Source organism: Gleimia coleocanis DSM 15436, assembly GCF_000159015.1.
Classification (GTDB): Bacteria; Actinomycetota; Actinomycetes; order Actinomycetales; family Actinomycetaceae; genus Gleimia; species Gleimia coleocanis.
On the sequence record NZ_DS999545.1, the window covers coordinates 114,570 to 138,459 of the forward strand.

Annotated in this window: 27 protein-coding genes and 3 tRNA genes; 28 read left to right on the forward strand and 2 right to left on the reverse strand. The window is 50.3% G+C overall.

Annotation, left to right across the window (positions count from 1 at the left end; all coding sequences use genetic code 11):
* Positions 1-36: 36 nt before the first annotated feature.
* The 6 genes from serS to HMPREF0044_RS05370 all read left to right on the forward strand — a co-directional run bounded on the left by serS (position 37) and on the right by HMPREF0044_RS05370 (position 6,439).
* A complete protein-coding gene (gene serS, locus HMPREF0044_RS05345) occupies positions 37-1,299 on the forward strand; it encodes a serine--tRNA ligase (RefSeq protein ID WP_006547103.1) in 1,263 nt (420 codons plus the stop codon).
* Positions 1,296-2,198, forward strand: a complete 903-nt coding sequence (locus HMPREF0044_RS05350) for an HAD-IIB family hydrolase (RefSeq protein WP_006547104.1) — start codon at positions 1,296-1,298, stop codon at positions 2,196-2,198. Before serS ends, HMPREF0044_RS05350 begins: the two co-directional genes overlap by 4 nt.
* Before the next feature lie 113 nt (positions 2,199-2,311).
* Positions 2,312-4,414 carry a pyruvate formate lyase family protein gene (locus tag HMPREF0044_RS05355; protein WP_006547105.1) on the forward strand — a complete coding sequence of 701 codons (2,103 nt, stop codon included), beginning with the start codon at positions 2,312-2,314 and terminating at the stop codon, positions 4,412-4,414.
* A 91-nt stretch (positions 4,415-4,505) separates the two neighbouring features.
* On the forward strand, positions 4,506-4,754 hold the full coding sequence (gene grcA2 / locus HMPREF0044_RS05360; RefSeq protein ID WP_040313041.1) for an autonomous glycyl radical cofactor GrcA2: 249 nt from the start codon (positions 4,506-4,508) through the stop codon (positions 4,752-4,754).
* Positions 4,755-4,810: 56 nt separating this feature from the next.
* Positions 4,811-5,701, forward strand: a complete 891-nt coding sequence (pflA, locus tag HMPREF0044_RS05365; RefSeq protein WP_006547107.1) for a pyruvate formate-lyase-activating protein — start codon at positions 4,811-4,813, stop codon at positions 5,699-5,701.
* Positions 5,702-5,785: 84 nt separating this feature from the next.
* Positions 5,786-6,439: a GntR family transcriptional regulator gene (locus tag HMPREF0044_RS05370; RefSeq protein ID WP_040313042.1), complete on the forward strand. Its 654-nt coding sequence runs from the start codon at positions 5,786-5,788 to the stop codon at positions 6,437-6,439.
* Positions 6,440-6,527: 88 nt separating this feature from the next.
* Here HMPREF0044_RS05370 and HMPREF0044_RS05375 read toward each other — a convergent pair.
* A tRNA-Ser gene (locus HMPREF0044_RS05375) sits at positions 6,528-6,617 on the reverse strand.
* A 140-nt stretch (positions 6,618-6,757) separates the two neighbouring features.
* Between HMPREF0044_RS05375 and HMPREF0044_RS05380 the strand changes: the two genes are divergently transcribed.
* The 6 genes from HMPREF0044_RS05380 to HMPREF0044_RS05405 all read left to right on the forward strand — a co-directional run bounded on the left by HMPREF0044_RS05380 (position 6,758) and on the right by HMPREF0044_RS05405 (position 11,026).
* Positions 6,758-6,844 (forward strand) — tRNA-Ser (locus tag HMPREF0044_RS05380).
* Positions 6,845-7,091: 247 nt separating this feature from the next.
* Entirely contained in the window at positions 7,092-8,045 is a 954-nt protein-coding gene (locus HMPREF0044_RS05385; protein WP_006547109.1) for a metal ABC transporter substrate-binding protein, read from the forward strand.
* Between the two features lie 57 nt (positions 8,046-8,102).
* Entirely contained in the window at positions 8,103-8,867 is a 765-nt protein-coding gene (locus HMPREF0044_RS05390) for a metal ABC transporter ATP-binding protein (protein ID WP_006547110.1), read from the forward strand.
* Complete coding sequence (locus HMPREF0044_RS05395) at positions 8,864-9,916, forward strand: metal ABC transporter permease (RefSeq protein ID WP_006547111.1); 1,053 nt, start codon at positions 8,864-8,866, stop codon at positions 9,914-9,916. Before HMPREF0044_RS05390 ends, HMPREF0044_RS05395 begins: the two co-directional genes overlap by 4 nt.
* Positions 9,916-10,800 carry a metal ABC transporter permease gene (locus HMPREF0044_RS05400; RefSeq protein ID WP_006547112.1) on the forward strand — a complete coding sequence of 295 codons (885 nt, stop codon included), beginning with the start codon at positions 9,916-9,918 and terminating at the stop codon, positions 10,798-10,800. Before HMPREF0044_RS05395 ends, HMPREF0044_RS05400 begins: the two co-directional genes overlap by 1 nt.
* A gap of 150 nt (positions 10,801-10,950) precedes the next feature.
* Positions 10,951-11,026 (forward strand) — tRNA-Arg (locus tag HMPREF0044_RS05405).
* Here HMPREF0044_RS05405 and HMPREF0044_RS08430 read toward each other — a convergent pair.
* Positions 10,982-11,335 (reverse strand): helix-turn-helix domain-containing protein, encoded by a 354-nt coding sequence (locus HMPREF0044_RS08430; RefSeq protein ID WP_084799344.1) that lies wholly within the window; start codon positions 11,333-11,335, stop codon positions 10,982-10,984. The two genes, HMPREF0044_RS05405 and HMPREF0044_RS08430, sit on opposite strands and share 45 nt — an antisense overlap.
* 103 nt (positions 11,336-11,438) lie before the next feature.
* Between HMPREF0044_RS08430 and HMPREF0044_RS08205 the strand changes: the two genes are divergently transcribed.
* The 16 genes from HMPREF0044_RS08205 (at position 11,439) to HMPREF0044_RS05480 (ending at position 23,888) form a co-directional block, all read left to right on the forward strand.
* A complete protein-coding gene (locus HMPREF0044_RS08205) occupies positions 11,439-11,663 on the forward strand; it encodes a hypothetical protein (RefSeq protein WP_006547113.1) in 225 nt (74 codons plus the stop codon).
* An 87-nt stretch (positions 11,664-11,750) separates the two neighbouring features.
* On the forward strand, positions 11,751-11,924 hold the full coding sequence (locus HMPREF0044_RS08210) for a hypothetical protein (RefSeq protein WP_158027170.1): 174 nt from the start codon (positions 11,751-11,753) through the stop codon (positions 11,922-11,924).
* On the forward strand, positions 11,921-12,184 hold the full coding sequence (locus tag HMPREF0044_RS08215; RefSeq protein WP_006547115.1) for a hypothetical protein: 264 nt from the start codon (positions 11,921-11,923) through the stop codon (positions 12,182-12,184). The genes HMPREF0044_RS08210 and HMPREF0044_RS08215 overlap by 4 nt, the downstream gene beginning before the upstream one ends.
* A 164-nt stretch (positions 12,185-12,348) precedes the next feature.
* On the forward strand, positions 12,349-13,305 hold the full coding sequence (locus HMPREF0044_RS05420) for a hypothetical protein (RefSeq protein ID WP_006547117.1): 957 nt from the start codon (positions 12,349-12,351) through the stop codon (positions 13,303-13,305).
* A 41-nt stretch (positions 13,306-13,346) separates the two neighbouring features.
* Entirely contained in the window at positions 13,347-13,577 is a 231-nt protein-coding gene (locus tag HMPREF0044_RS08435) for an HNH endonuclease (RefSeq protein WP_211205088.1), read from the forward strand.
* 99 nt (positions 13,578-13,676) lie between these two features.
* Positions 13,677-14,033: a hypothetical protein gene (locus tag HMPREF0044_RS05430; protein WP_006547118.1), complete on the forward strand. Its 357-nt coding sequence runs from the start codon at positions 13,677-13,679 to the stop codon at positions 14,031-14,033.
* On the forward strand, positions 14,030-15,436 hold the full coding sequence (locus tag HMPREF0044_RS05435; RefSeq protein WP_006547119.1) for a terminase large subunit: 1,407 nt from the start codon (positions 14,030-14,032) through the stop codon (positions 15,434-15,436). The genes HMPREF0044_RS05430 and HMPREF0044_RS05435 overlap by 4 nt, the downstream gene beginning before the upstream one ends.
* 249 nt (positions 15,437-15,685) lie before the next feature.
* Positions 15,686-16,801 carry a phage portal protein gene (locus HMPREF0044_RS05440; protein WP_006547120.1) on the forward strand — a complete coding sequence of 372 codons (1,116 nt, stop codon included), beginning with the start codon at positions 15,686-15,688 and terminating at the stop codon, positions 16,799-16,801.
* Positions 16,801-18,390 carry an HK97 family phage prohead protease gene (locus HMPREF0044_RS05445; protein ID WP_006547121.1) on the forward strand — a complete coding sequence of 530 codons (1,590 nt, stop codon included), beginning with the start codon at positions 16,801-16,803 and terminating at the stop codon, positions 18,388-18,390. The genes HMPREF0044_RS05440 and HMPREF0044_RS05445 overlap by 1 nt, the downstream gene beginning before the upstream one ends.
* Positions 18,390-18,704 carry a hypothetical protein gene (locus tag HMPREF0044_RS07910; RefSeq protein WP_006547122.1) on the forward strand — a complete coding sequence of 105 codons (315 nt, stop codon included), beginning with the start codon at positions 18,390-18,392 and terminating at the stop codon, positions 18,702-18,704. Before HMPREF0044_RS05445 ends, HMPREF0044_RS07910 begins: the two co-directional genes overlap by 1 nt.
* Positions 18,705-19,082 carry a hypothetical protein gene (locus tag HMPREF0044_RS05455; protein WP_006547123.1) on the forward strand — a complete coding sequence of 126 codons (378 nt, stop codon included), beginning with the start codon at positions 18,705-18,707 and terminating at the stop codon, positions 19,080-19,082. It abuts the gene before it with no gap.
* Between the two features lie 4 nt (positions 19,083-19,086).
* Positions 19,087-19,557, forward strand: coding sequence for a hypothetical protein (locus HMPREF0044_RS05460; protein ID WP_006547124.1), 471 nt, complete (start codon positions 19,087-19,089; stop codon positions 19,555-19,557).
* A gap of 3 nt (positions 19,558-19,560) precedes the next feature.
* Positions 19,561-19,956 (forward strand): HK97 gp10 family phage protein, encoded by a 396-nt coding sequence (locus HMPREF0044_RS05465; protein WP_006547125.1) that lies wholly within the window; start codon positions 19,561-19,563, stop codon positions 19,954-19,956.
* Between the two features lies 1 nt (position 19,957).
* The gene (locus tag HMPREF0044_RS05470) at positions 19,958-20,203 is read left to right on the forward strand and encodes a hypothetical protein (RefSeq protein ID WP_006547126.1); all 246 of its coding nucleotides are present in this window, start codon (positions 19,958-19,960) and stop codon (positions 20,201-20,203) included.
* Between the two features lie 119 nt (positions 20,204-20,322).
* Positions 20,323-22,344: a phage tail protein gene (locus HMPREF0044_RS07915; protein ID WP_006547128.1), complete on the forward strand. Its 2,022-nt coding sequence runs from the start codon at positions 20,323-20,325 to the stop codon at positions 22,342-22,344.
* Positions 22,341-23,888, forward strand: a complete 1,548-nt coding sequence (locus HMPREF0044_RS05480) for a hypothetical protein (RefSeq protein WP_006547129.1) — start codon at positions 22,341-22,343, stop codon at positions 23,886-23,888. Before HMPREF0044_RS07915 ends, HMPREF0044_RS05480 begins: the two co-directional genes overlap by 4 nt.
* Positions 23,889-23,890 lie beyond the last annotated feature (2 nt).

The following is a 23,890-nucleotide window of genomic DNA, read 5'->3' on the forward strand; positions in this document are numbered from 1 at the left end:
TGACGGAACTTTAAGGAAAAGGAGTAATCTAGAAGCATGATTGATATTAAGGCTCTTCGCGAAAACCCAGAACCAGCTCGCCAGTCGCAGATTGCACGTGGTGCAGACCCAGCTCTTGTTGATGAAATCCTAGCCGCAGACGCTTTGCGTCGTAAGACTCTGACCGAGTTTGAACAAAAGCGTGCAGAACAAAAGGAAATCTCTCGCTCTATCGGAAAGGCAGCGAAAGAAGACCGTGAAGCTATCCTCACGCAGGCACAGGAACTAGCTAAGGAAGTTAAGGAACTGGAAGCACGCGCTACCGAAGCAGGCGCAAAGGCAGATGAACTTGCTCGCCGGATTCCAAACGTAATCGTAGACGGTGTGCCAACCGGCGGTGAAGACGCATACGTAGTACTTCGCCACGAAGGTACCCCACGCGAATTCGACTTCGAACCACAGGATCACCTGGCACTTGCAGAAGGCCTGAAAGCAATCGACATGAAGCGTGGCGCAAAGGTATCTGGCTCCCGCTTCTACTACCTGTCCGGCATTGGCGCTCGCCTGGAACTCGCCCTGCTGACCATGGCACTGGACCAGGGTTTGAAGTACGGTTTCACTCCGCTTACCACCCCAACTCTGGTAACCCCAGAAATCATGGGCGGCACCGGCTTCCTCAACGAACACTCTGACGAAATCTACTACCTGCCAGCAGATGACCTTTACCTGACGGGTACTTCCGAAGTTGCTTTGGCTGGCTACCACAAGGACGAAATCCTAGAACTCAACGGCGAACCAGCTCGTTACCTAGGTTGGTCCACCTGTTACCGTCGTGAAGCTGGTTCTGCAGGTAAGGATACTCGTGGCATTATCCGCGTTCACCAGTTCAATAAGGTAGAAATGTTCTCCTTCTGCCCAGTTGAAGAAGCTGAAGCGGAACACGCTCGCTTCCTTGCTTGGGAAGAAGAAATGCTGCAGAAGATGGAACTCCCGTACCGTGTTATCGACACTGCAGCTGGTGATTTGGGTACTTCCGCTGCCCGTAAGTTTGACTGTGAAGCTTGGTTGCCAACCCAGAATCGTTGGATGGAAGTTACCTCCACTTCGAACTGCACCACTTTCCAGGCTCGTCGCCTGAACATTCGTGAACGTGTAGACGGTGATACTCGCATCGTGGCTACCTTGAACGGTACTTTGGCTACCACCCGTTGGCTGGTTGCGTTCCTGGAAAACCACCAGAACGAGGACGGTTCCGTAAATGTTCCAGTCGCCCTGCGCCCATACTTAGGTGGCGTTGAAAAGCTGGAGCCAACTGCGTGAAAAAATCTTTCCTGACGCCTCCACCCACGTCCCTTCCTTTCATTGAGTTTGAGACGCAGGTGGAGGCGTCTCTCCATGCTTTGCCAACTGATTTGCCAGCAACCGCAGCGGAACTGCTGGTGGCTTTAGATATCGACGGTACGTTATTAACTGAACATGGCGTAACTGAGGTGGTGCGCTCGCGGATGCGGAAGTTAAGCGAAGCTGGTGCGCAGATTATGATTGCGACCGGCAGAGGCTATAACGCGGTGTTGCCGTTTTTAGAGGAGCTAAGGATTCCCACTGGTTGGGTGGTGGCGTCCAATGGGGCGTTGCTTTTGCGGGTGCTTCCCGAGGGCGTTGAAGTAGTGGATGCGGAATTATTTGCAGCCGCTCCGGTTATAGATCTTGTCTTGGAGCGCCACCCGGATGCATTGATAGCTATTGAGGGTGAAAATTCTGGGACTTTAGTCTTTAAACCATTCCCGGAAGGGGAGCTCATTGGAGAGTGGCACACCGCTGAAATTGACATTCTGCGCAACGCCCTCGTAAGCAAAATTATCGTCCGTAAACCACACGTGGAACGCGACGAATTCGATGCCCAAATGAGTCTCCTAGACCTCTCTGAATACCAGATCGCCGTCGGCTGGACCGCCTGGATGGACGTCATTAAAAAAGGTATTTCGAAAGCCTGGCGACTGGAAGAAATGCGCAAGAAACTAAGGATTTGTGCACATTCAACCATTGCCGTAGGGGATGGTACCAATGACATCGAAATGCTTAAATGGGCACACTTCGGAGTTGCCATGGGGGACGCGCGTGACGAAGTAAAGCAAGCCGCCCAAGCCATCACCGGACCCGTCGAATATGACGGTGCCGGAGCCGTTTTAGAAGCCCTAATCCGTCATTACAAACTCTGAAAAACACAGATTGTGAGATACACCCACACACTTGAATTCAGTTAGTGAAAGATTGCGAAGAGCATAGAATTTAAATGTCGGGTTAATCGAACGTAGACCCAAAGGAGATATACGTGACCACGAATCAGAACGAGCGTGAACTGACCGACGTCGAAAAGGAATGCTGGGAAGGTTTTGTAACCGGCAACTGGACTTCCGAAATCGACGTACGCGAATTCATTCAGCTGAACTACCTGCCATACGAAGGCGACGAATCCTTCCTCTCTGGCCCAACTGAAAAGACCCTGCGCGTCTGGAAGACCCTGGAAAAGGACTACCTCTCCGTAGAACGCCAGAAGCGCGTTTACGACGTAGACACTGACACCCCAGCAGACGTTGACGCATTCCCAGCAGGCTACATTTCAGAAGATGATGACGTAGTAGTTGGTCTGCAGACCGACGTTCCACTGAAGCGCGCAATGATGCCAAACGGTGGCTGGCGTATGGTTGAAACCGCTATTCGCGAAGCAGGTAAAGAACCAAACCCAGATGTAAAGAAGATCTTCACCGAATACCGCAAGACCCACAACGACGCAGTATTCGACATCTACACCCCACGTATTCGTGCGGCACGTTCTTCCCACATCATCACCGGTCTGCCAGACGCCTACGGTCGTGGCCGCATCATCGGTGACTACCGCCGTGTAGCACTCTACGGTGTAGACCGCCTGATTGAGCTGAAGGAACGCGACAAGGATCGCTACGCAAATCAGCCATTCTCAGAACACTGGGCACGCTACCGTGAAGAACACTCAGAGCAGATTAAGGCTCTGAAGAAGCTCAAGTCCATGGCAGCACGCTACGGCTTTGACATTTCCCGCCCAGCAAACACTGCTCAGGAAGCAGTACAGTGGACCTACTTCGGCTACCTGGCATCTGTTAAGTCCCAGGACGGCGCAGCAATGTCCATCGGTCGTCTGTCCGGCTTCTTCGACATCTACTTCGAACGTGACTTCAAGCGCGGCATCCTGAACGAAGAAGGCGCACAGGAAATCATCGACGCACTGGTAATCAAGCTGCGTATCATCCGCTTCCTGCGCACCATCGACTACGATGCAATCTTCTCTGGCGACCCATACTGGGCAACCTGGTCCGACGGTGGCTTCGGTGAAGACGGTCGTTCCCTGGTAACCAAGACCTCCTTCCGTCTGCTACAGACCCTGGTAAACCTTGGCCCAGCACCAGAACCAAATATCACCCTATTCTGGTCCGAAAAACTGCCAGAAGGCTACAAGCGTTTCTGTGCACGTATTTCCATCGAAACTTCTTCTGTACAGTACGAAGCTGACGAACAGATTCGTTGCCAGTGGGGCGACGACGCTGCAATCGCCTGCTGCGTATCCCCAATGCAGATTGGTAAGCAGATGCAGTTCTTCGGCGCACGCGTAAATGCTGCAAAGGCACTGCTCTACGCCATCAACGGTGGTCGTGACGAAATGTCCGGTAAGCAGGTCGTAAAGGGCTACGAACCAATCAAGGGTGACGGCCCACTGGACTTCGACGAAGTTTGGGAAAAGTACGAAGAAATGCTGGACTGGGTAGTAGGCACCTATGTTGAAGCACTCAACATCATTCACTACTGCCACGACCGTTACGCATACGAATCCATGGAAATGGCGCTGCATGATTCCGAAATCATTCGCACCATGGGTTGTGGTATCGCAGGTCTGTCCATCGTGGCTGACTCCCTGTCTGCAATCAAGTACGCAAAGGTAACTCCTGTACGTGACGAAACCGGTCTGATTGTTGACTACGTAACCGAAGGTGAGTTCCCAGTCTACGGTAACGACGATGACGCAGCTGACGACATTGCAGCAACTATCGTTCACACCGTAATGTCTAAGATCAAGTCCATCCCAATGTACCGTGACGCGATCCCAACTCAGTCCGTACTGACCATTACCTCTAACGTGGTTTACGGTAAGGCAACTGGTTCCTTCCCATCTGGCCACCGCGCAGGTACCCCATTCGCACCAGGTGCAAACCCAGAAAACGGCTACGATACCCACGGCATGCTGGCTTCCATGCTGTCCGTAGGTAAGTTGGACTACAACGATGCACTCGACGGCATCTCCCTGACCAACACCATCGTTCCATCCTCCTTGGGTCGTAACCTGGACGAACAGATTACTAACCTAGTCGGCATCATGGATGCTGGATTCATCAAGAAGGGCTGAGAAACTCTCAGGCTTTCTACCAAACAAAATGGGATTTCCCCGAATCGCCCTCGGGAAAATCCCCAAACCACCTAAAATTAGGAGAAACAAAATGGCAACCTCTTTCGAAGATCGCCTGGCATCCATGAAGGCAAGCCGCGCTGCTACCGGTGGCGTAAAGGGCCTGTACCACGCAAACATCAACGTTCTGAACAAGGACACCCTGGTTGATGCAATGGAAAACCCAGAAAAGTACCCACAGCTGACCGTACGCGTATCCGGCTACGCAGTAAACTTCGTACGCCTCACCCGCGAACAGCAGCTGGACGTAATCTCCCGCACCTTCCACGATGGTATGTGAGATTCAGTTTCAAAACTGACAAACTAAAATAATCTAAATAAAGGATCGGGACGATAATGACTCTTGAAAACGCTTCCTACAACGGAGACGGCTCAACAGGGGAGTATCGTCCCGATCCTTTAGATTATGAAGTTCCCCGCGTTAAAGGTGCCGGTCTGGCCGGTATTGACGGTGCTGGAGAGCTTAGCCACCATGAACACCTCATGGCAGTGCGCGCCGGCGAAATCGGCTCTATGCACTCTTGGGAACTGGTAACTGCAGTGGATGGACCAGGCACTCGTATGACCACGTTCCTCGCCGGATGTCCACTGCGTTGCCTCTACTGTCATAACCCGGACACTATGAAGATGCGTGACGGTACGGCAGTATATGCGGATGAACTAATTAAGCGTATGGAACGCTATGCTCCCGTTTTTAAGGCATCAAACGGAGGGGTAACCTTTTCTGGCGGAGAGCCGCTCATGCAGCCGGCATTCTTGTTGAAACTACTCAAAGCTGCAAAAGAACGAGGAATCCACACCGCTATTGATACTTCTGGATTCCTTGGTGCACACGCATCTGACGAACTGTTAGAAAATGTTGACCTGGTACTGCTCGATGTTAAGAGCGGTCTGCCTGATGTTTATGAAAAAACTACCGGACGCCAGCTGGAGCCAACCCTTAAATTCGGTCGCCGTCTAGCAGACATGAACAAGCGTATTTGGATTCGCTTCGTCCTGGTGCCGGGGTTAACCGACTCTGAAGAAAATGTTAATGCGGTAGCTGACATTGTAGCTTCCTGGGAGAGTGTAGAACGTGTCGAAGTGCTTCCATTTCATCAGATGGCTCGCGATAAATGGGCGGAACTGGGAATGGAATATGAACTCAGTGACGTGCAGCCACCAAGCAAGGAAGCAGCAGAAGCTGCAAGGGAAATCTTCCGTTCCAGAGGGCTACTTGTTTTCTGAAATTTCGTATGGAAAACTATATCGTTTTTACAATTTGATATGTATAGTTAATATGTAGAGTACATTTTCCATCGAGCAGGTAGCATGTTAGTCTCTCAGAACAGATCCAACTCCCTGGCACATTCCGTGTATCTTCGTATTAAAGCAATGATTCATAACCGTGAGCTTGCGCCCGGCGAACGACTCATTGAGCGAAATTTAGCGGAAGCACTAGAAGTATCTCGCGTACCTGTTCGCGAAGCATTACTGATGCTTCGCAAAGAAGGTCTAGTTTTTGACAAGCCGGATGCAGGCTTGTGTGTGATTGAAGTTTGTAAAAACGAACACGATAAATTCTTAGAAGTATTGAATGCTTTAGATGCTCTGGTAATGCGTCGAGTATTCGATAATCGCTCTCCTGAACTGCTGGCAGTACTGCAGGAAAATCTCATTAAAACACGAGATTTTATTGAGAAACAACGCTATACCGAGGCTTACGATATGTGCGTTGAGTTTCATAAGTTAATTCGAAACGCTACCTGCTCCCCTTACTTGGTGCAGCTTTGTGAACAAACTGAATTCCTAATGACCTGGCATTTGCCTAAAGAAGTAGTGGTGGAAGAAAACTTTGAAACCCACCAGCGCATCTACGACGCGTTAGCAGATGGGAAGCGCGATGAGTTCTATGCCGTTTTCATTGAGCACAATGAGATTATGGCAGAAACCTTTGGCGAGGCAGCCGTAGGGGCATCTGCTTAAAGATAGTGTTTTAGCCACCGCTTTTGCGGTGGCTAAAAATTTTATAGGGTAAACAAAACCCGGTATTTCAGTGAAATACCGGGAAAAGTGGCGGAGAGTATGGGATTTGAACCCATGGTGCCCGTAAAGACACAACGGTTTTCAAGACCGTCACATTCGGCCGCTCTGTCAACTCTCCAAAACTTAGTTAACTAAGCTCTTGTATTCTATCGGAAAAAATCAGCAGAGTAAAATGTTCGCACTTGAGAAACAGTTAGAAATTCGGGATTTTGCGGATTCTGTTTGGCAATCTAGTGATTAACCAGGTACTCTATAACTGGAGATGTCGCATAGTGGCCTAGTGCGCCTCCCTGCTAAGGAGGTTGGGGCGTTCGCCCCTCGTGGGTTCAAATCCCATCATCTCCGCTGATCCCGATACTTTTTCAAGTATCGGGATATTTTTTATTTATGTAATACCGTCTTATGAGGTATTAGGTAACAGGAAAGTTACAATAATTTGCGACAAAAGACCCAAAACCTTTTTACTGAACGGTTGTCATTAAGTTTTACCTGGAAAACCGCCAATTAACTTTGCTTAGGGTAGCCTTTCCTACTAACCTTTAAGGGGATGTATTTAAGAAATGCATACGAATAAGTAGAAAGATGAAATACAATGCGTAACGCTAAGACCCTTAAAGCAACCGCAATTACCGCATGTGCAACTCTTTTCGCTCTATCTCTGAGCGCATGTGCAACTACCATCAAAACCGAAGAAGCTAAAGAAGACGGCAAACTAACCATCGTAGCGACCACTGGTTACCTTGGCGACGCAGCCAAGAATATTGCCCCAGACGCAGAAATCACCGTCCTCGTTGGACCAGGTGGTGACCCACACACCCAGCCACTCACCACCCAAGACATCGAAAAGCTTAATGACGCAGACGTAGTATTGTGGACCAGCCACGACATGGAACACCAGATGCGTGACCAGCTAGAAAAGCTCGGCGATAAGCAGGTAGCAGCTGGCGAAGCTATCCCAGAAGCAGACCTGCTCCCATGGGAAGAAGATGGCAAGATTGAAGGCCATGACCCACACGTCTGGAACTCCCCAGACAACTGGAAGCACGTAGTAACCGCATCTGCAGAAAAGATTGCTGAAATCGACTCTGCAAACGCAAAGGTCTACATGGAAAACGCTGACAAGTACAACAAGATGATCGACGAAGCCAAAGCAGCAGCTAAGGTAGAACTCGACAAAATCCCAGCAGAACGTCGCGTTCTCATCACTGGTCACGACGCCTTCAACTACCTGGGTAAGACCTTCGGCATTGAAATCCACGCAACCGACTTCGTTTCCTCTGAAGCACAGATTACCGCTGCAGACCTAGACGAACTAGCAACCCTGATTGCAGACAAGAAGGTTCCAACTATCTTCCAGGACAACCTGGCAAACCCAGAAGCTATCAAGCACCTCAAGGAAGCCGTTAAGTCCAAGGGCTGGGAAGTTGAAATCTCTGATAAGGAACTCTACGCAGACTCCCTCGGTGAAGCCGCTCCAGTAGACACCTACTTGGGCGTATTCGAATACAACACCAAGGCAATCGTAGAAGCCTTGACCGCTAAGTAACACCGGCGTAAGTCAGTCAACGGGACTAGTCCCAAACCTGCAATTAGGAAGACCAAAATGGATCAGCACCCACTAAGCATTAACAACTTAACTGCCGCCTACCACGATCGCATCGTATTACACGATGTAACCATGCACCTACCCGCCGGGGAAGTCATGGCCATCCTCGGTGCAAATGGCGCGGGTAAATCCACCCTCATCAAAGCAGCTTTGGGACTAGTTCCACCCCTAGCAGGTGAAACCAAATTCTTTGGAGAGAGCCTCAACAAAGCACGCAAACGTGTTGGCTACATGCCACAAAGCGCAGAAGTAGACTGGGACTTCCCCACCACCGTAGCCGACGTAGTCACCATGGGAACCTACGGAAAACTCGGCTGGCTAAAGCGAGGCGGGGCAACTGAAAAAGCCCTAGTTGCAAAAGCTATGGAAACCGTGGGGATTACTGACCTCGCTGACCGCCAAATCAGCCAACTTTCAGGTGGACAGAAGCAACGTACCTTCATGGCACGTATTCTGGCTCAAGATCCAGACCTTTTCATTATGGATGAACCCTTCGCAGGAGTTGATGCAGCTTCTGAAAAGGCTATCGTCAACGCCCTCGCGGAACTAAAAAATGCGGGAAAAACCATCCTAATTGTTCACCACGACCTGGCAACCGTAAAGAATTTCTGCACCTGGGCGACCCTGCTAAAGAACGGTCAGGTAGTCGCAACCGGTCCACTGGCAGAAGCCTTCACCGCAAAGAATATTCACCATGCCTACGGCTTCGACCAAATCGACCTCAGTGGAGAAAACCCACACGGTAAAGAGGTCACAGCGTGAACCTCGCCGTCCTAACTCTGCTAGGTGACTTAGTAGCCACCAGCGAAGGAATCGGCATCGTCGAATTCCTGACTAACTACACTTTCCGCACCATGCTGATTGGTACCACGCTGATTGGCCTAACCTCAGGTGCGTTAGGGTGCTTCCTGTATCTACGCAAGCAATCCCTCATTAGCGACGTGATCGGACACAGCGCAATCGCCGGTGTAATGTTCGCCTTCATCGTAGCTACCACTGTGCTAGGTATCGAAGGGCGCTCCATGCTGGTACTCACCATCGGAGCAGTCATTTCCGCAACCATTGCAGTGCTAGTGGCAAACTGGGTAACAGCCGATTCTCGTGTCAGTATCGACGCTGCCATGGCAATCTGTCTATCCCTCTTCTACGGCGTGGGCATGGTACTCATGCGCCAAATCACCCACTCTAGCTTGCAGGGGCGCGGCGGTATCGATAAGTACATGTTTGGTAACGCAGCCACCCTCCTTGAATCAGATCTTTACACCATCGGTCTCTTCGGTGGGGGGGCACTATTAGTTATGGTGCTGCTATGGAAAGAGTTCAAAGTATTCACCTTTGACCCGGTCCTAGCTACCCAGCTTGGCTTCAGCCCACGTATCCTCACCCCGTTGCTCATGGGCGCAGCAACCATCGCTATCGTCATAGGCGTAAAAGCAGTTGGCTTAATCTTGATGATTGCCTTCGCGATTATGCCAGCAGCTGCTGCACGCCAGTGGACGAAACGACTTTCCAGCATGGTGGCATTAGCTGCGCTAATTGGAGGTGTATCGGGCGCCCTCGGATCATTCCTCTCTGTAAATATGGGCAAAGTGCCAACCGGCCCAATCGTGGTAATCATTCTCTTCGTAATCTTCCTGCTATCCATCACTTTCGCGCCAGAACGTTCCATGCTACGTCGCTCAGTGATGCGTCGCGCGAAAGCCCGCGAACTCGCTGCAATCGCACGCGGAGAGATCACTTATGAAGAAGCTCGCGCATTAAATAACCAGCCAGACTTTGCACGCACTGGCCAGGAAGTAGAGGGCAACTAATGTCATTCGTTGTTTCTGTTGCACTGCTGGCAGTTATCACCGGTATCACCTGTGCACTACCAGGCACCTTCCTGGTATTGCGTCACCAGTCAATGCTGATTGATGCCATGTCCCACGCGGTACTTCCCGGTATCGTGATTGGTGCGCTTCTTTCAGGTACTACCAGCTCACCCATCATGATCGTAATCGCTTCAGCGCTAGGTATGCTGGTAGTTATTGGTGCAGAAAAACTCCGTAACACTGGTTTAATTGCGGGGGACGCGAACCAGGGTCTGATTTTCCCAGTTCTTTTCGCAATCGGCATTATCTTACTGTCAACGATTCTTTCTAACGTCCACATCTGTGAAGACACGGTTTTGACCGGTGATATCAACTTGATGGCGTTGGAAGCCGAGCACCTGATTCATAACAACCTGGATTTTGGTCCTCGGACTATGTGGGTGCTGCTGTTTGTTTTTGCCTTGAACGCTCTTTACATTGGGGTTACTTACCGTGTTTTGAAGCTAGCAACTTTTGATCCGATGCTGGCGCGTACCATGGGGTTCCCAGTGCGTCTTGTAGAGTACGGTTTGATGCTACTGGTGTCGATGACCGTGGTAGTGGCTTTTAATACGGCTGGCGCCATTTTGGTGGTGGCGTTGATGGTAGTTCCACCGGCTACGGCGTTGCTGGTGTCAAAGACTTTACCGCAGATGATTGGGTTGAGTTTGCTGATTGCTGCGTTGACGTCTTTGACGGGCTTCTGGGTGGCTTTTGAGTTTGACTTAGCTACTTCTGCAATGATGGCAGTAGTGGATGGCGTTGTTTTCTTAGCTGTGTTCATGGGAACGAAATGTTTGGCGCGTTTTAAGGGGCGTCAGGCACTGTTGGCATTGCAGGCTTAGTTCTGTTTGTTTGGGGCGGGGGATGCACGTTCGGTGCGTCCCCCGTTTCTTTTCCCGAGGGCGTTCATAAATGTGGTCAGGGATACACTCTATCGATTTTGTGTTTCAGGAGTTGGGGTATTAAACTTATATAGTCAGCTGATGACGCAAGCGCTCGTAGCTCAATGGATAGAGCATCTGACTACGGATCAGAAGGTTGGGGGTTCGAGTCCCTTCGAGCGCGCCACCCGCCCGCTTGGTGAATCTCACCGGTCGGGCGGTTTTTGTTGTACCACCGGTCATACCCGGCGGGTGGTGTAACTAGTTCCGCAACTGTTACATTAAGTACATGGGCAACGTAGCCCAATTCCTCCAGCTTCCAGGCGCGCATTTCATTCCATTTTTGAGACACGGTAGGTTGTTTCATTCCAAGTGCGCGTGCCAAATCTGACTGACTCCAATTTAAGCGCGCCGCAAAAGCGCGAATATTTGAAGCCACAACGGCAGCTAAATCTGGAATTTCTGTTAGTTCAGGTGTGATAGAAAATGTTTTCATAGTAAAAGTTTACGTCAAAATGACATAGAATAAAAGCTTTTTGAAAAACTTAACACGGCGTGTTGCGTGTTGGATTATCACAAAACGAAATAAACTTTGTCATATGTCATACACGCAGAAAGTTATTTCAACAGCAGTTCTTTCACATATAACTCGCTTTAAGTTGACCCGCGCCCAAATGGCAATGAAGTTAGGTTTAAGCCTCGCAGGCTTAAACAGCAAAATTTATTCACGTCGTTATTGGAACATGAACGACCTCGATCGCCTTACTGCTCTTGGCGTAATCGAACTTGTTACCTCTGTAGATGTGATGGAGTCGGCTGAATGACTTGGAAAGAAGCCATGAAGTTACTCGCGGAAGCTTTTTACGCTTCTTATTCACCTTTTTCTCGTTATCCAGAGGATGCCACTCGCAATGAGTAAGCAAGAAATGATTCAGCAGTTAGAAGCAGTCGAAAAGGCTCTATCTCAGTCTAATGAACGAATTTTTGATATTCGCAATCGTTTAGACGCTCTAGCTCGTCATAACGAAGCTACACGTCTCCATATTCATTATTTACAGGATGCTTTGAGAGGTGCTGGAAAATGAGTGTTCATAGTGACATGGTGAATCATGTATACGAGATTGAGCAGGCTACAGAGATTTTCGACAGCCTGGACGTCCTTTATCAATCTGCAACAACTAATCGTACTATTCGCCCGTGCCAGCTTGCTGCTATCGTTCAGGTTCGTGAGATGGCTTCCAACTTAATCGAGATCCTTGCTCCTCAGTGTCCGTTTTCTCAGAATCGCACGGTTAACAACTGTTGCGAACAAATCGCACGGGAGTTTAATCGTGAAAATCTCTAACGAACTCTTGTTTTTCAAGTTCATCATGTTTGCAGTGACGCTTGTTTGCACTGCTCCAATCCTGTTGTTTGTAAAGCATTCTCTGCTAACTCATACTCTGCTTTTTGCGTTGTTATGGTTTACGAGCGTTGTGTACATTCTGGAATTTCTAAGGGCTGGTAAGGATGAACACTGAAGAAGTTTTACGCCAGCTTAGTCAGGCAGTACCAGATATTAAACCCGCTCCAGCTCAGAAGAGGGTCACAGCGTATTGGAAACTTCCTGACTTGATTACTGCGTTGTCCTCTGCCGGTTGGGGTGAGCTTTCTGGTCGCAAATGGCAAGGGCTTCGCACTATCCTGCACGCTCTGACTGCAAAGCTTGACCATCGTTCAGGTGAAGGCTTTTCTACGGCTTTCCAGATTGCCGATGCTGCTGGCTTGTCGGAACGATGGACCCGCCATTGCCTGACCGAGTTAGAAGAGCTTGGGCTTCTCAGTTGGAAGCGTGGTGGCATTCTGCGTGGAAACCGACAGCCATCTTACTTCCGAGTAAACAAGAAAGCCTTAGCTCAACTGGTACGTGACGCGCGAGCTAACCGGCGCGTTCGCTTCATGCGACGCTCTGCCGAGTTCGCTGTGAGGCTTTCTCAGCTTCGTAAAAACACGGTATTCCGCGGAAAAGTCAAAGAGTTACCGGCACTGAATGCTAACCCACCTCACCTAAAGGTGGAGGTCTATGCACCGACCTCCGCCGGTGTAAAAGTTCCTCCGACGAAAGGTAATGAAATGATTGATTATCCTGTACCTCGACCTAAGAATTGGACTGATCGTTGTCCGCACTTTGGCACAGCAGACCCCAAGATTATTGTGACCTGTCCTGAATGCAGGCTATCTTCACTGTCTACTGATGAAATGGCTGAATACGATGGTTTACTCCGCAAGGCTGAACGTGAAGCAGAAAGATTAGAACAGCCCATGCAAGCTACTGCAGAAGACCTAGCTCATGAACAGTTTATGAACTACTACTATCCAGAGCTATCAGGAGCTAAGAGAGCTGTTGCCTACGCTAGCGATCTCCGTAAAGGTAAAGTGCCTAGTTTCAACCAATGGTACGCAGAACAGTTGGGGGTAGAACGATGAAATGGCACGGAGACACGTCTAGTAAAATACTCCGGTTGGTAATGGCTACCTACGGCTGGCAATGCCACCTGTGCGGGCTACCGATTGACCCAGACGCTAGACCTAGGACACCGGAATACATGAGCGCTGACCACCTCATACCTCAGTCGCTTGGTGGAACACACACATTAGACAATCTCCGCCCCGCTCATATGGGATGTAACGCTAGTCGAGGGAACAAGCCAATCAAACGCCCCGCGCGCCGTGCTTGGCAGTCTAATGCTTGGCAGTAGCCCGTTTTTCTGATTATGTCCCGGCTTCATCCCCGCCCCACCCCAAAGTTTTCCCCCCGCACCCCCTTAAAATGGCTTGAACCAGCCTAAGACTCACTGATGTTTACTGATATGCCACTTTTCGAGATTGAAACAGACCCAGAACCCCCAGTAGATGATACCCCGGGAGAGTTGGAAACCGCCGCCGTTAAGCTATTCGCTGATTTGGAGACGGCGGGGCTAATGGGAGCATTAGAACAAGCTAAGAAACCAGCACTATTAGCAACCGCGCGGGGACTTGATAAGGGACTTGCAGCCGTAAAGGTTAGCGTTGCCACCGCCAACATGTTCAAGCAGTACATGGAGACGTTAGAGCAGTTACCGAAAATACGCACTAGCGGAAACACCGACCTAGACGCTCTAGACCAGACATTGCAAGCCCTTACCCGTGAAGCACTCTCCGAGGTAGACCAATGACAACCGCTAAATACGCAACTCAGCTTATCCCAGGTATTCCACATTTTGGCCGGCGCGTTGCAGCAGTCGCAGAATACCTAGGGACGCCCCTAATGCCTTGGCAACAGCAGGTAGCTAATGTAGTTACTCAGATTGACCCGAACACACCGGGAGCTTGGAAATACCCCACCGTAATAGTCAGTGTTCCAAGGCAGGCGGGTAAGACCGCGTTACTACGCGCCCTAGCAGTAGATAGAATGCTAGCTTACAACAGTCACGAGATTTTAATGACTGCGCAGACCGGTAAAGATGCGCGTAAACGGTGGAAACAGATCATCACAGCGCTAGACGTAGAAAAAAAACATGATTCTTTCAAAGTACGCGAAGCCCAGGGGAGCGAACGTATCGAATACCTACGCAGGGGTAGCTATATCAGCCCTTTTGCGCCCACCCCTAAAAGCGTCCACGGCGATAGCTTACACATGGTCACTATTGATGAAGCCTGGGCTTTTGATGAAGCTAGCGGGCTAGCGTTAGAAGCCGCTATCAACCCTACCCAGCTCACTATCCTAGATAGCCAGATGATTGTAGTATCCACCAAAGGAACGGGCAACAGCGCGTACCTTAACCGGTTGATTCAACAAGGACGGCAAGCCGTTACTGATCCTATGGCCAGCGTCGCTTACTTCGAGTGGAGCGCTGACCCTGACGCAGTACGGGAAAACCCATACAGCCCCCAAGCCATTAGCTTCCACCCCGCTTTAGGACACACCCAAGATGAGAAAAAAATCTTGAAACTAGCAGAATCATCAACTCTAGCCAGCTGGAAACGCGGAATCTTAAACCTTGATGAGGAAACCACCGGGGGTATCGCAGTAATACCCTTGGAAATCTGGGAGCGCCTTAACGATGGACACCCCGCGCCACCCGCTTCACCCTCAACCGTTGAAATAGCGTTTGACGTATCCAAGGACGGGGACGGCGCTAGCATTGCGGCCGCTTGGAAAGACCCCGCAGGCATCCACACTAGCCTAATGTACTCAGCACCCGGCACGGCGTGGCTACGCCCTAAACTAGCTGAACTCTACCAACGCGGATACACGCGCATAACCGCAGACGATTCGGGGACTAACAGAACCATTATCCAAGACCTTTTAGAACGCCACAGCATTAGAGTTAAAACCTTGAGCGCCAGAGAATATGCCACCGCATGCCAGGCGCTGATAGACCGGGTTAAAAGCGGTGAAATCACCCACGATAACGCGCTACCGGTCTTGGAGCAGTTACCCGCCCTGGTAGCTATGCCAATCAGTAACACTTTGGCTTTCAGCGTGAAACACTCTACCGGGGCTATCGATACCGTTAGGGCAACCGCTTTAGCGGTTTACCGCGCCGCTGCTCAAACCCCGCTAGGAATCTTCTAATGTACGAAAAACACCATTACATACGCCTTGATGTTTCCGAAAAGACCTATCTAGCCGTTTGTCGTTGCGGTTGGAGATCAGACTGTTTAACCAGTCTCACCGCGTTTAACCGTGTCGTAGCTCAACACCGGGAACTAATCGAAATCGAAAGACAATACCGGCGCGCGAACAAGCAACCCCGCCGATACCGTAGGCCGTGACACGCCGGGGCGAGGGGAGAAACGTGGTAAAAATTATAATATCCCAGTCATGAAGTTCATGAAGCTAATCGGACTGGAAAAACGCAATGCCGCGCCCCGTGTAGAAGTAGTTGATTACACGCCCACCCCCATGCGTATTCCAGCGCGTGCCGAAACAGGCTACCAAGGATTACCCGCTGTTTTTCGCGCTGCTTCAATCTTGCAAACCGCTGCTCAACAACTAAGCCTAGACGCATGGCGCAACGGTCAACAGCTAACCGGCGAAAGCATGCCAACGGCTTTAGCGCGCCCGTGGGACTACGACACCCAGCGCGACCTAATCGCCGACCTAATGGGGAGCATGATTTTCACCGGAAACGCCTACGCTTTAGCTATTAGGAACAAGTACGGCGAGCTAACCGGTATCCGAGTACTAAACCCTAACGAATGCACACCCCGACTTAACTCAATTAACGGGGTACGGTGGACGGAATACGACGGAAAAGCATACCGCGCTAACGACCTAGCACACGCGCGGTTTATGCACATGCCAGGGCAACCCGCCGGCTTATCTGCTATCGGTTTCGCCCGTAAAACCCTAGAACGCGCACATCAAATCGCAGATGCCGGCGCGCACATCTTCGAGCGCGGGGGAATACCAACCGGTATCCTAACCACCAATCAACCCATTAACGCAGAAACCGCTAAAGCTGCTAAAGACGCTTGGAATGAAAGTAACTCAACCCTAAACGGCGTGGCCGTCCTAGGTGATGGAATCACCTACAGCCCTGTAACCATTAGCCCAGCTGACGCTCAATTCTTAGAATCACAAAAATACTCTGATGCACAAATAGCCATGCTTTTCGGTGTACCACCGCACCTAATGGGTATTGCCTTAGACGGCTCTAGCATGACGTACCAGAACTTGCAGGACGGTAATACAAGCTTCATGCAATGGACGGTATCTCTATATCTTTCTGAGATTGAAAACGCGTTAAGCAAGCTACTACCCCGCGGAATGGTAACGCGGTTTAACTACGACGCTGTTCTCCGCCCTGACGCGAAAAAGCGCATGGAAACCCACACCCTAGCTATTAACGCCGGAATCTATACACCCGAGTACGCGGCCGTTGAGATTGAGGGACTACCAGCACACGCCCTAACCAAACTAGGAGAAAAAGAATAATGCAACGCCATGCATACGAGCTACGCGCAAAACAAATCAACTCTGAAACCCGAGAAATCACTGGTTTAGCAGTCCCATACGACACACCAACCAAGATTTTCAGCGGGTGGAGCGAACAAATTGCGCGCGGGGCAGTCACCCTACCCGCAGGAACTCTCCCCCTTTTCCGAGACCACCGTAACCCTATTGGAACAGTGGTTGAAACCTGGGATACCAACGAGGGGCTAGCCATGCGCGCAACAATCAGTAACACGCCATTAGGGGAAGAAACCCTCACCCTATTACGTGACGGCGCAATTTCCGGCTTATCCATCGCATTCATCGAAAACGAATTCACCGATAACTATGACGAAGCCGGCGACAACTTACGCACTCAAACGCGAATCACCCTACGAGAAATCTCAGTCGTACCATTCCCCGCGTACGACGACGCAGAAGTGAAGCAAGTTCGAGAAAAATTAAACGAAACCACCCCAATAAACCGAAAGGAAAACCCAGTTATGGAAAACACCAACGATAAGGTAGCTGCTGAACTCGCAGAAGTACGAGCAGAACTAAATCAGTTTGGGCGCGAACTGGCAACAATGGCCACCAACACCGCTACCGCACCAACGGTGGAAAACCGCTCTATGGGTGAACTGCTAAAGGCGGTAGTGGTAGAACGTGATGATACCGCAGTTAACGCACTCAATACCCGCAACGCAACCCCGCAAAAGTCCACTGATGACGCTTCATTTAACCTGATGCCAACAGCTATCAAGAACCTGGTTGAAATCATCAACCAGGGCAACCCTTTAGCCGCTATTTTCCCCCGCCTACCTTTGCCAGAAACCGGTAACACAATCGAATACCTACGTGTGAGGACCAACGCTATCACGGTTGAAAACTACACCGAGGGTGGTAAAGTACCGTTCAATAAGCTGGAAACCGAAACCGCTACCGCGACCATTAAAATGCATGCGGGCGGTACTTTCCTAACCCGTACTGCTATTGAACGCAGCGCGGTTAACGTGCTTTCAACCAATATGGAAGCCCTGGCAGTCGCAGCCGCGAATCATTCCGCCGCGGGTATGACCGCTTTCCTAAAGCAGTCGATTACCGATAACACAGCTAAAGCCCTAACCACTAAAGGCAATCTAGGCGCTTTAACGTGGGACGAGTTCAAAGACCTAGTTATTGACGCAAATGTGAAAATGCGAGCAGTAGGGTTATCACCTGATACCCTCATTGTCGATTTACCGACCTTTAAGGTATTGACTAGCTGGAAAGACACCACCGGCGCACCCCTGGTAAGCGTGCAGGACGCGGGCGTTAACCGTGTAGGTGAAGCTAACATTAAGAACCTGGAAGCTAATATCTTTATCCGGATTATTCCAGATTTCCGAGCTGACACCGCTAACTACTTCGGGGATAAAGTCCTAGGCGCTTTCGTTGATTCCTCAAAGGCTATTAAATACTACGCAAGCCCGGTAGTTAACCTATCTGAGGGTGATATTACCAATCTTACCGAGGCGTTCGCAGTCTACTACTACGATGCACCAGTGTTAGAGTATTCAGATGGCTTAATTCCGCTAAAGGTTAAAGCCTGATGATAAGCCTAGAAACGGCGGCTATTAAACTAGCCGCCTACCTGGAAACCAGCGTAGACACGTACCTAATGGACTGTTGCAGTGAAGCCCTGGAAATGGTTAACAACTACGTAGCGGGTAACACCGTGCCTGAAACCGTGTTGCAACGCGTGGTAGTTGAAGCCGCCGCGGAACTCTGGCACAGGCGGGGCGCTCCAAACGGCATCAAGTCTTTTACTGATGTGGACGGGGGGATAACCTACCGTATCGCCCGCGACCCACTTAACGCGGTACGTAGTATCTTAAAACCTTATTTGCCTTTGGCGGTTTCCTAGATGGAGAACGTAGCAAAAGAAACCAGGCAAGCATTAGTCACTGCGTTAACCAACGCGGGACTAAATCCGCGTACCACACCCCCTAAAAACAGTTTCGACGAATACGTGTTCATCGGGGAAAACAGCCCTTTTATTGAATCGTCTGAACAAGTTTACGGGGTTAACGTTCACTACGAACTACTAGCTTTTCCAAAAGCTAGTTTAGATCCCGTGGAGCAAGTGAAACGCGCAGATGTCCTCACGGGGAAAATCATGGCCGCACTTTGGGAAACCATGGAAATCACTTGTGAAGGGTACTCAACTATTACCGGTGCAGACGAAAAACCCCGCACTGTAGCACGTTTCAACGTAACACTAACCTACCAGCAAGGAGACTAACACAATGGGAACTATCAGAACTCACACCCGCATTCTAGGCAAAGCACTAGGCTTGACCATTGGCGGGGTAGACTATTGGGCGGATACCGCCGGTTGGGAACTATCAGCCCAGAAAAACGATAGTGACGCGCTGACTTTCGCAGACCATGCAGCCGGCGGTAAAACGTTCAAACGCATGCTAAAGGTTAAAGCGATTCAATCCACCGACCCTACTTCGCTTCACCAGCTCATCGAAAAGTCAATCGGTAAGCCCCTAACCGTGATTCTAGCCCCACACGGGAACAAGGTAGCCACGGAAAACCAGCCACACTACACCGGTACGATTACCCCAGATATTCCCCCCACCTTGTCCAGTGAAGCAGGCGATGAGAAAGGGAGCACCTGGGAACTAGAGTTCGAGCTAACTAACTTCGCGGTGAAAACCCGCGAAAGTAACCTTGGGACTCATAATATGACCGACGCGCTAGCCGGCTAAAAGATGGGCGTTTTAGATGATTTCGACTTCACCGCGGGCGGGGTTAAAACCGCTGGTATTAGAGCATTGTCTAGAGACGCCGCCCGCGTTGGAGTTGACGCTAAAGACCTAACCCAGCTCAACAAAAGGCTAGCTGCGCCGATTGCTTCCCGCGCTCAGCAGTTAGCACCTGTTAAAAGTGGGAAACTACGACGCGGGATTAAACCTAGCCGAAGCAAACTAGCCGTAAGGGTAACAGTGGGGGGCAACCGCCTACCCTACGCCGGAGTGCGACACTACGGGCTACCCGGCCATGAAATGCCTCTGTGGCTATCGCGCGCCGAAACTCAACTTAGAGAAAAAACTTTCGCTGGATACGCGAAAGGTATCGAAGAACTACTAGCAAGACGAGGATTTTAACATGAACGAAGAAGTACTAAACAAACTCACTCTTGGTGAAGTTGAAGAAATTGAAAACCACACCGGCCTTTCCATGACCGAAATCGGTGAACAGTTTGAAACTGGCAAAGGACGTTTTTCAACGATTACCTACATTGTGTACTTGCTCAAACGACGGGAAAACCCAGACTTCACTTTAGAAGACGCGCGCGCAATCCAGCTAAACCAGCTGGATGAAACTTTTCGTTTCATCAACGCTAACGAGTGACGCTTATCGCGACATTGTTTTCCCAATCTTAGTTGTTGACGCTGGCATTCCCCCTAGTGAAATCAACCAGTTAACGCTTAAAGAAATTCGGCTTATCTTAGAAAGGTTAAATCAGCGTAATGGCGGGTAAAAAAGTCATCGTAACTGTAGTTGCGGAAACGCGCAAGTTTAGCCGCGCGTTTAAAAACCTATCTCAAGAAACCGGATTAACGAGCCTTATCAGCAATCTGAAAAGCGTTGGTAAGTACGCTGCTGTGGCCACCGGCGCGCTAGGCGCGTTTGGTGGAGCAGTGGGGGCGAAAATGCTTAGCATGGGAGCTGACCTTGAGCAGTCCACCGGTGCGGTAGAGGATGTGTTCAAAGAACACGGCGAAAAGATGAAGAAACTAGCGGATAAAGCCGCCGTAAACGTCGGACTTTCCAAAAACTCATACCAGGAGTTAGCTACCCTCATAGGCTCTCAACTCAAAAACGCCGGTTACAGCATGGATGAAACCGCTACGAAAACTAATGACCTCATTGTCTTGGCTTCGGATATGGCCGCGATGTTCGGCGGCGAGACTAAAGACGCCGTTGCTGCCTTGTCATCAGCCTTGAAGGGTGAACGAAACCCTATCGAGCGTTATGGTGTCACCTTGAAGCAAGCCACGATTGAAGCAAAAGCTTTAGAAATGGGGTTTGTCAAGACCAAAGCGGGATTATCCAGTGAAGCCCAGGCAGCCGCCACTCTAGCACTTATCTATGAACAGACTGGCGATGCACAGGGAAAGTTCGCGCGCGAACAGAATACTATGGCGCATCAAAGCCAGGTACTAAAAGCCGCGCTCAGCAGTTTTGCAGAAGTTACCGGCGCGGCCGTCTTACCTATTCTCACCGAGTTAGCTTCAAAGATTGCAGAGTACTTGATCCCGCGGTTAGAGCAATTTGCCGAATGGGTGCAAGTTGAGGGTGTGCCCCGCCTACGAGAGTTTATCGATTACGTTAAGATTAACGTTCTACCAACGGTTATTGACCTTGCCGACAAAGCCCGCGCAGTTCTAGTCCCTGCATTCCAAACTTTCAAAGCTGCTTTAACGCAAGTTATCCCCCGGCTAAAGTCTCTTGGTCAATGGATTGTGCGTAATAAATCATGGCTTATTCCACTTACCACGGCCGTTGCGTCTTTCACCGGCGCTATTTTGGCTTGGATTAAGATTGTCAAGGTCATCTCAGCACTTCAAAAGGTATTTATTACGGCAAAAGCCGCCGTTATCGCATTCAACCTGGCTATGGCTGCGAATCCTATCGGTGCGATTCTGCTAGTGGTTACAACTCTCATTAGCGCGTTGGTAGCTTTCCTCGCCACCAACGACGACGCACGCCAAAAGGTGGTTGAGTGGTGGAACTGGGTGGTAGCAAAGTTTTGGGAATACTGGGAGAGTGCGAAAACCATGTTTTGGGACGGCATACAAGCCGTATCTGATGCGTGGACATGGCTTAAAGATTCCGTTAAAGCAATCGTTGACGCAATGGTAGCAAAATTCTTTGAATGGATAGATTACATTACTTCTATCCCAGGTAAAATCTACGACCGTATCCGCACCATCGTCACAATCCTTGGGACGGTAGCCGCTTCGGCGTGGCAGTCTTTCCAAAATACCACGACTGCGGGGGTTAACAGCGTTATCGCCTTTGTCACTTCCATTCCTAGCCGTATCCTCAGTGCGCTAGGAAACTTGAACAGTCTGCTTTGGAACGCGGGCAAAAGCGTTATTAACGGCTTCTTGAACGGTATTACCTCGATGTTTGGAAGCGTGAAAGAAAAACTTAACACGCTAACGTCGTGGCTTCCAGACTGGAAAGGGCCGGCTAGCCGTGACGCCACGATTCTACGACGCTCCGGGCAACTTGTTATTGGAGGGTTTATTAAGGGACTTGAAGACCAGTACGGGGACGTTAAGAAGTCTCTTAACACGTTTACCGACACTCTCGACGCTACTGTGTCTTTAACGCCCCAGGTACGCGCCGGCGGGCTTCTTACCACCCACGTGCCGGTGGTTTACAACATCACTGTAAACGCCTTAGAACCTTCAATGAGCGTTGGTAAGCGCGTCGCCCAATCATTACAGCATTACCACGCCACAAATGGAGTACGAGCATGAGTATTCAAGTCCCTTTGAGCTTCGACAGTGTGAAAGGTTTTACTACCAGGCAGGGTAATACTTTCTTCACTGATGATCTCTTACGTATTCCATTACCTCCTATTCCGGCGGGGGTTAAAGCTAACCTGGTTTTCGCCGCTTATGTCAAACCGCGTACAGGGACTACCCACGCTTTCGCTACCTTCGATATGGGCAATAATGGGGTATCAGCTTCACAGTGGTTTAACGCGACATACCCTATCCCTGAAGGAGCTAACGAGTTAACCGTTACTAGCTTACAATCTCTTAGCCTTCTCACTCTTCGGTTAGAGATTGAAGCGAATGCAGACCAGGAGATTAGCCCTTATGACACCCTAGCTGTGGAAGTTTACGCACCTATCGCGGACGGTAGTGCTCTACAGTGGGATACGAGTCGTTGGAATCGCGTGGTATGGAACGTTGAAGCCCCCGCGCCTAGCTCAATGCGTTGGAACACAAGTTATTGGAACGCGCGTCGATGGTACGATTCCGGTGCGAATTTCAATACCTGGCAATCAATCATTAACCAGGCTACGGCGGTAACGATTTCTAGGGGCATGACACGGCTAGGAACTTCGGCGATCGTGGGGTTAATGACTGTGGAACTCAAAGGCGCGGGGTGTGACCCCCGCGCACTAGGGTTATCCATCGGTACGCCGGCGCGTTGCTATTTGAAGCATTCTTTAACGCCCTTGTATACGGGGAATCTAGTAGAAGCACAAATCAACCCTCACCCAACTGATCCAGCGAAAACAACTGTTACCCTAACTTTCGCTGACGCGGTAGCCACGCTAGCTAACACCGTGCGTTACGGAGCTAAGGCAGACCATGGCAATGGCGAGGAATCGTTCACCGCGCGCGCCAAACGACTATCAAAGTCAGCGCGGGGTATTGAGTTCAGTATTAGCTCGTCTGATGTGCAAATTGCCCCCACTGTTTGGGAAACCAGCCTAGCCTCGCATTTCGACGCTTTGACTGCAACAACCGGCGGGTATTGGACAGTAAACCGATCTAACACCGTGCTAGTACGCCCATCTCAACCAAGCGTATCGGATGTAACGATTTCAGACGTCCACCTCACCCGCCCCGCGCTGTATTACACGGAGATTAGTGAAGCGTGGAACTCTACAAGTCTTGTAACCGCGGTTGAATCAACCACGCACACGGCTGTACGCACCCTGGACGGGTGGGAAGCAGCCGACCGTGTAATAACCGTTGAAGCACCAACCCAGGTAGCTACCTGGGTTGGCGCAACCGAATCAGTAGACCTGCTAACCCCGCTAGTGGGGAGCGCACAACGAGACGCCGCAACCAGGCTACTTAAACGAGCTACTCAGACCCCGGCGATCCAATCAAACACTTTCCATCTCACCACAGCGAAAGTATCTACCTACACCGCCATCGCAAATCTTGACCCAGCTCAGATTATCAACGTGCACCGCAACGGCGAGATTCACACTATGCAGATAAAAGAAATTACTCACACCATAACCCCCACCACTTGGGAAACCACTCTCAACTATTGAAA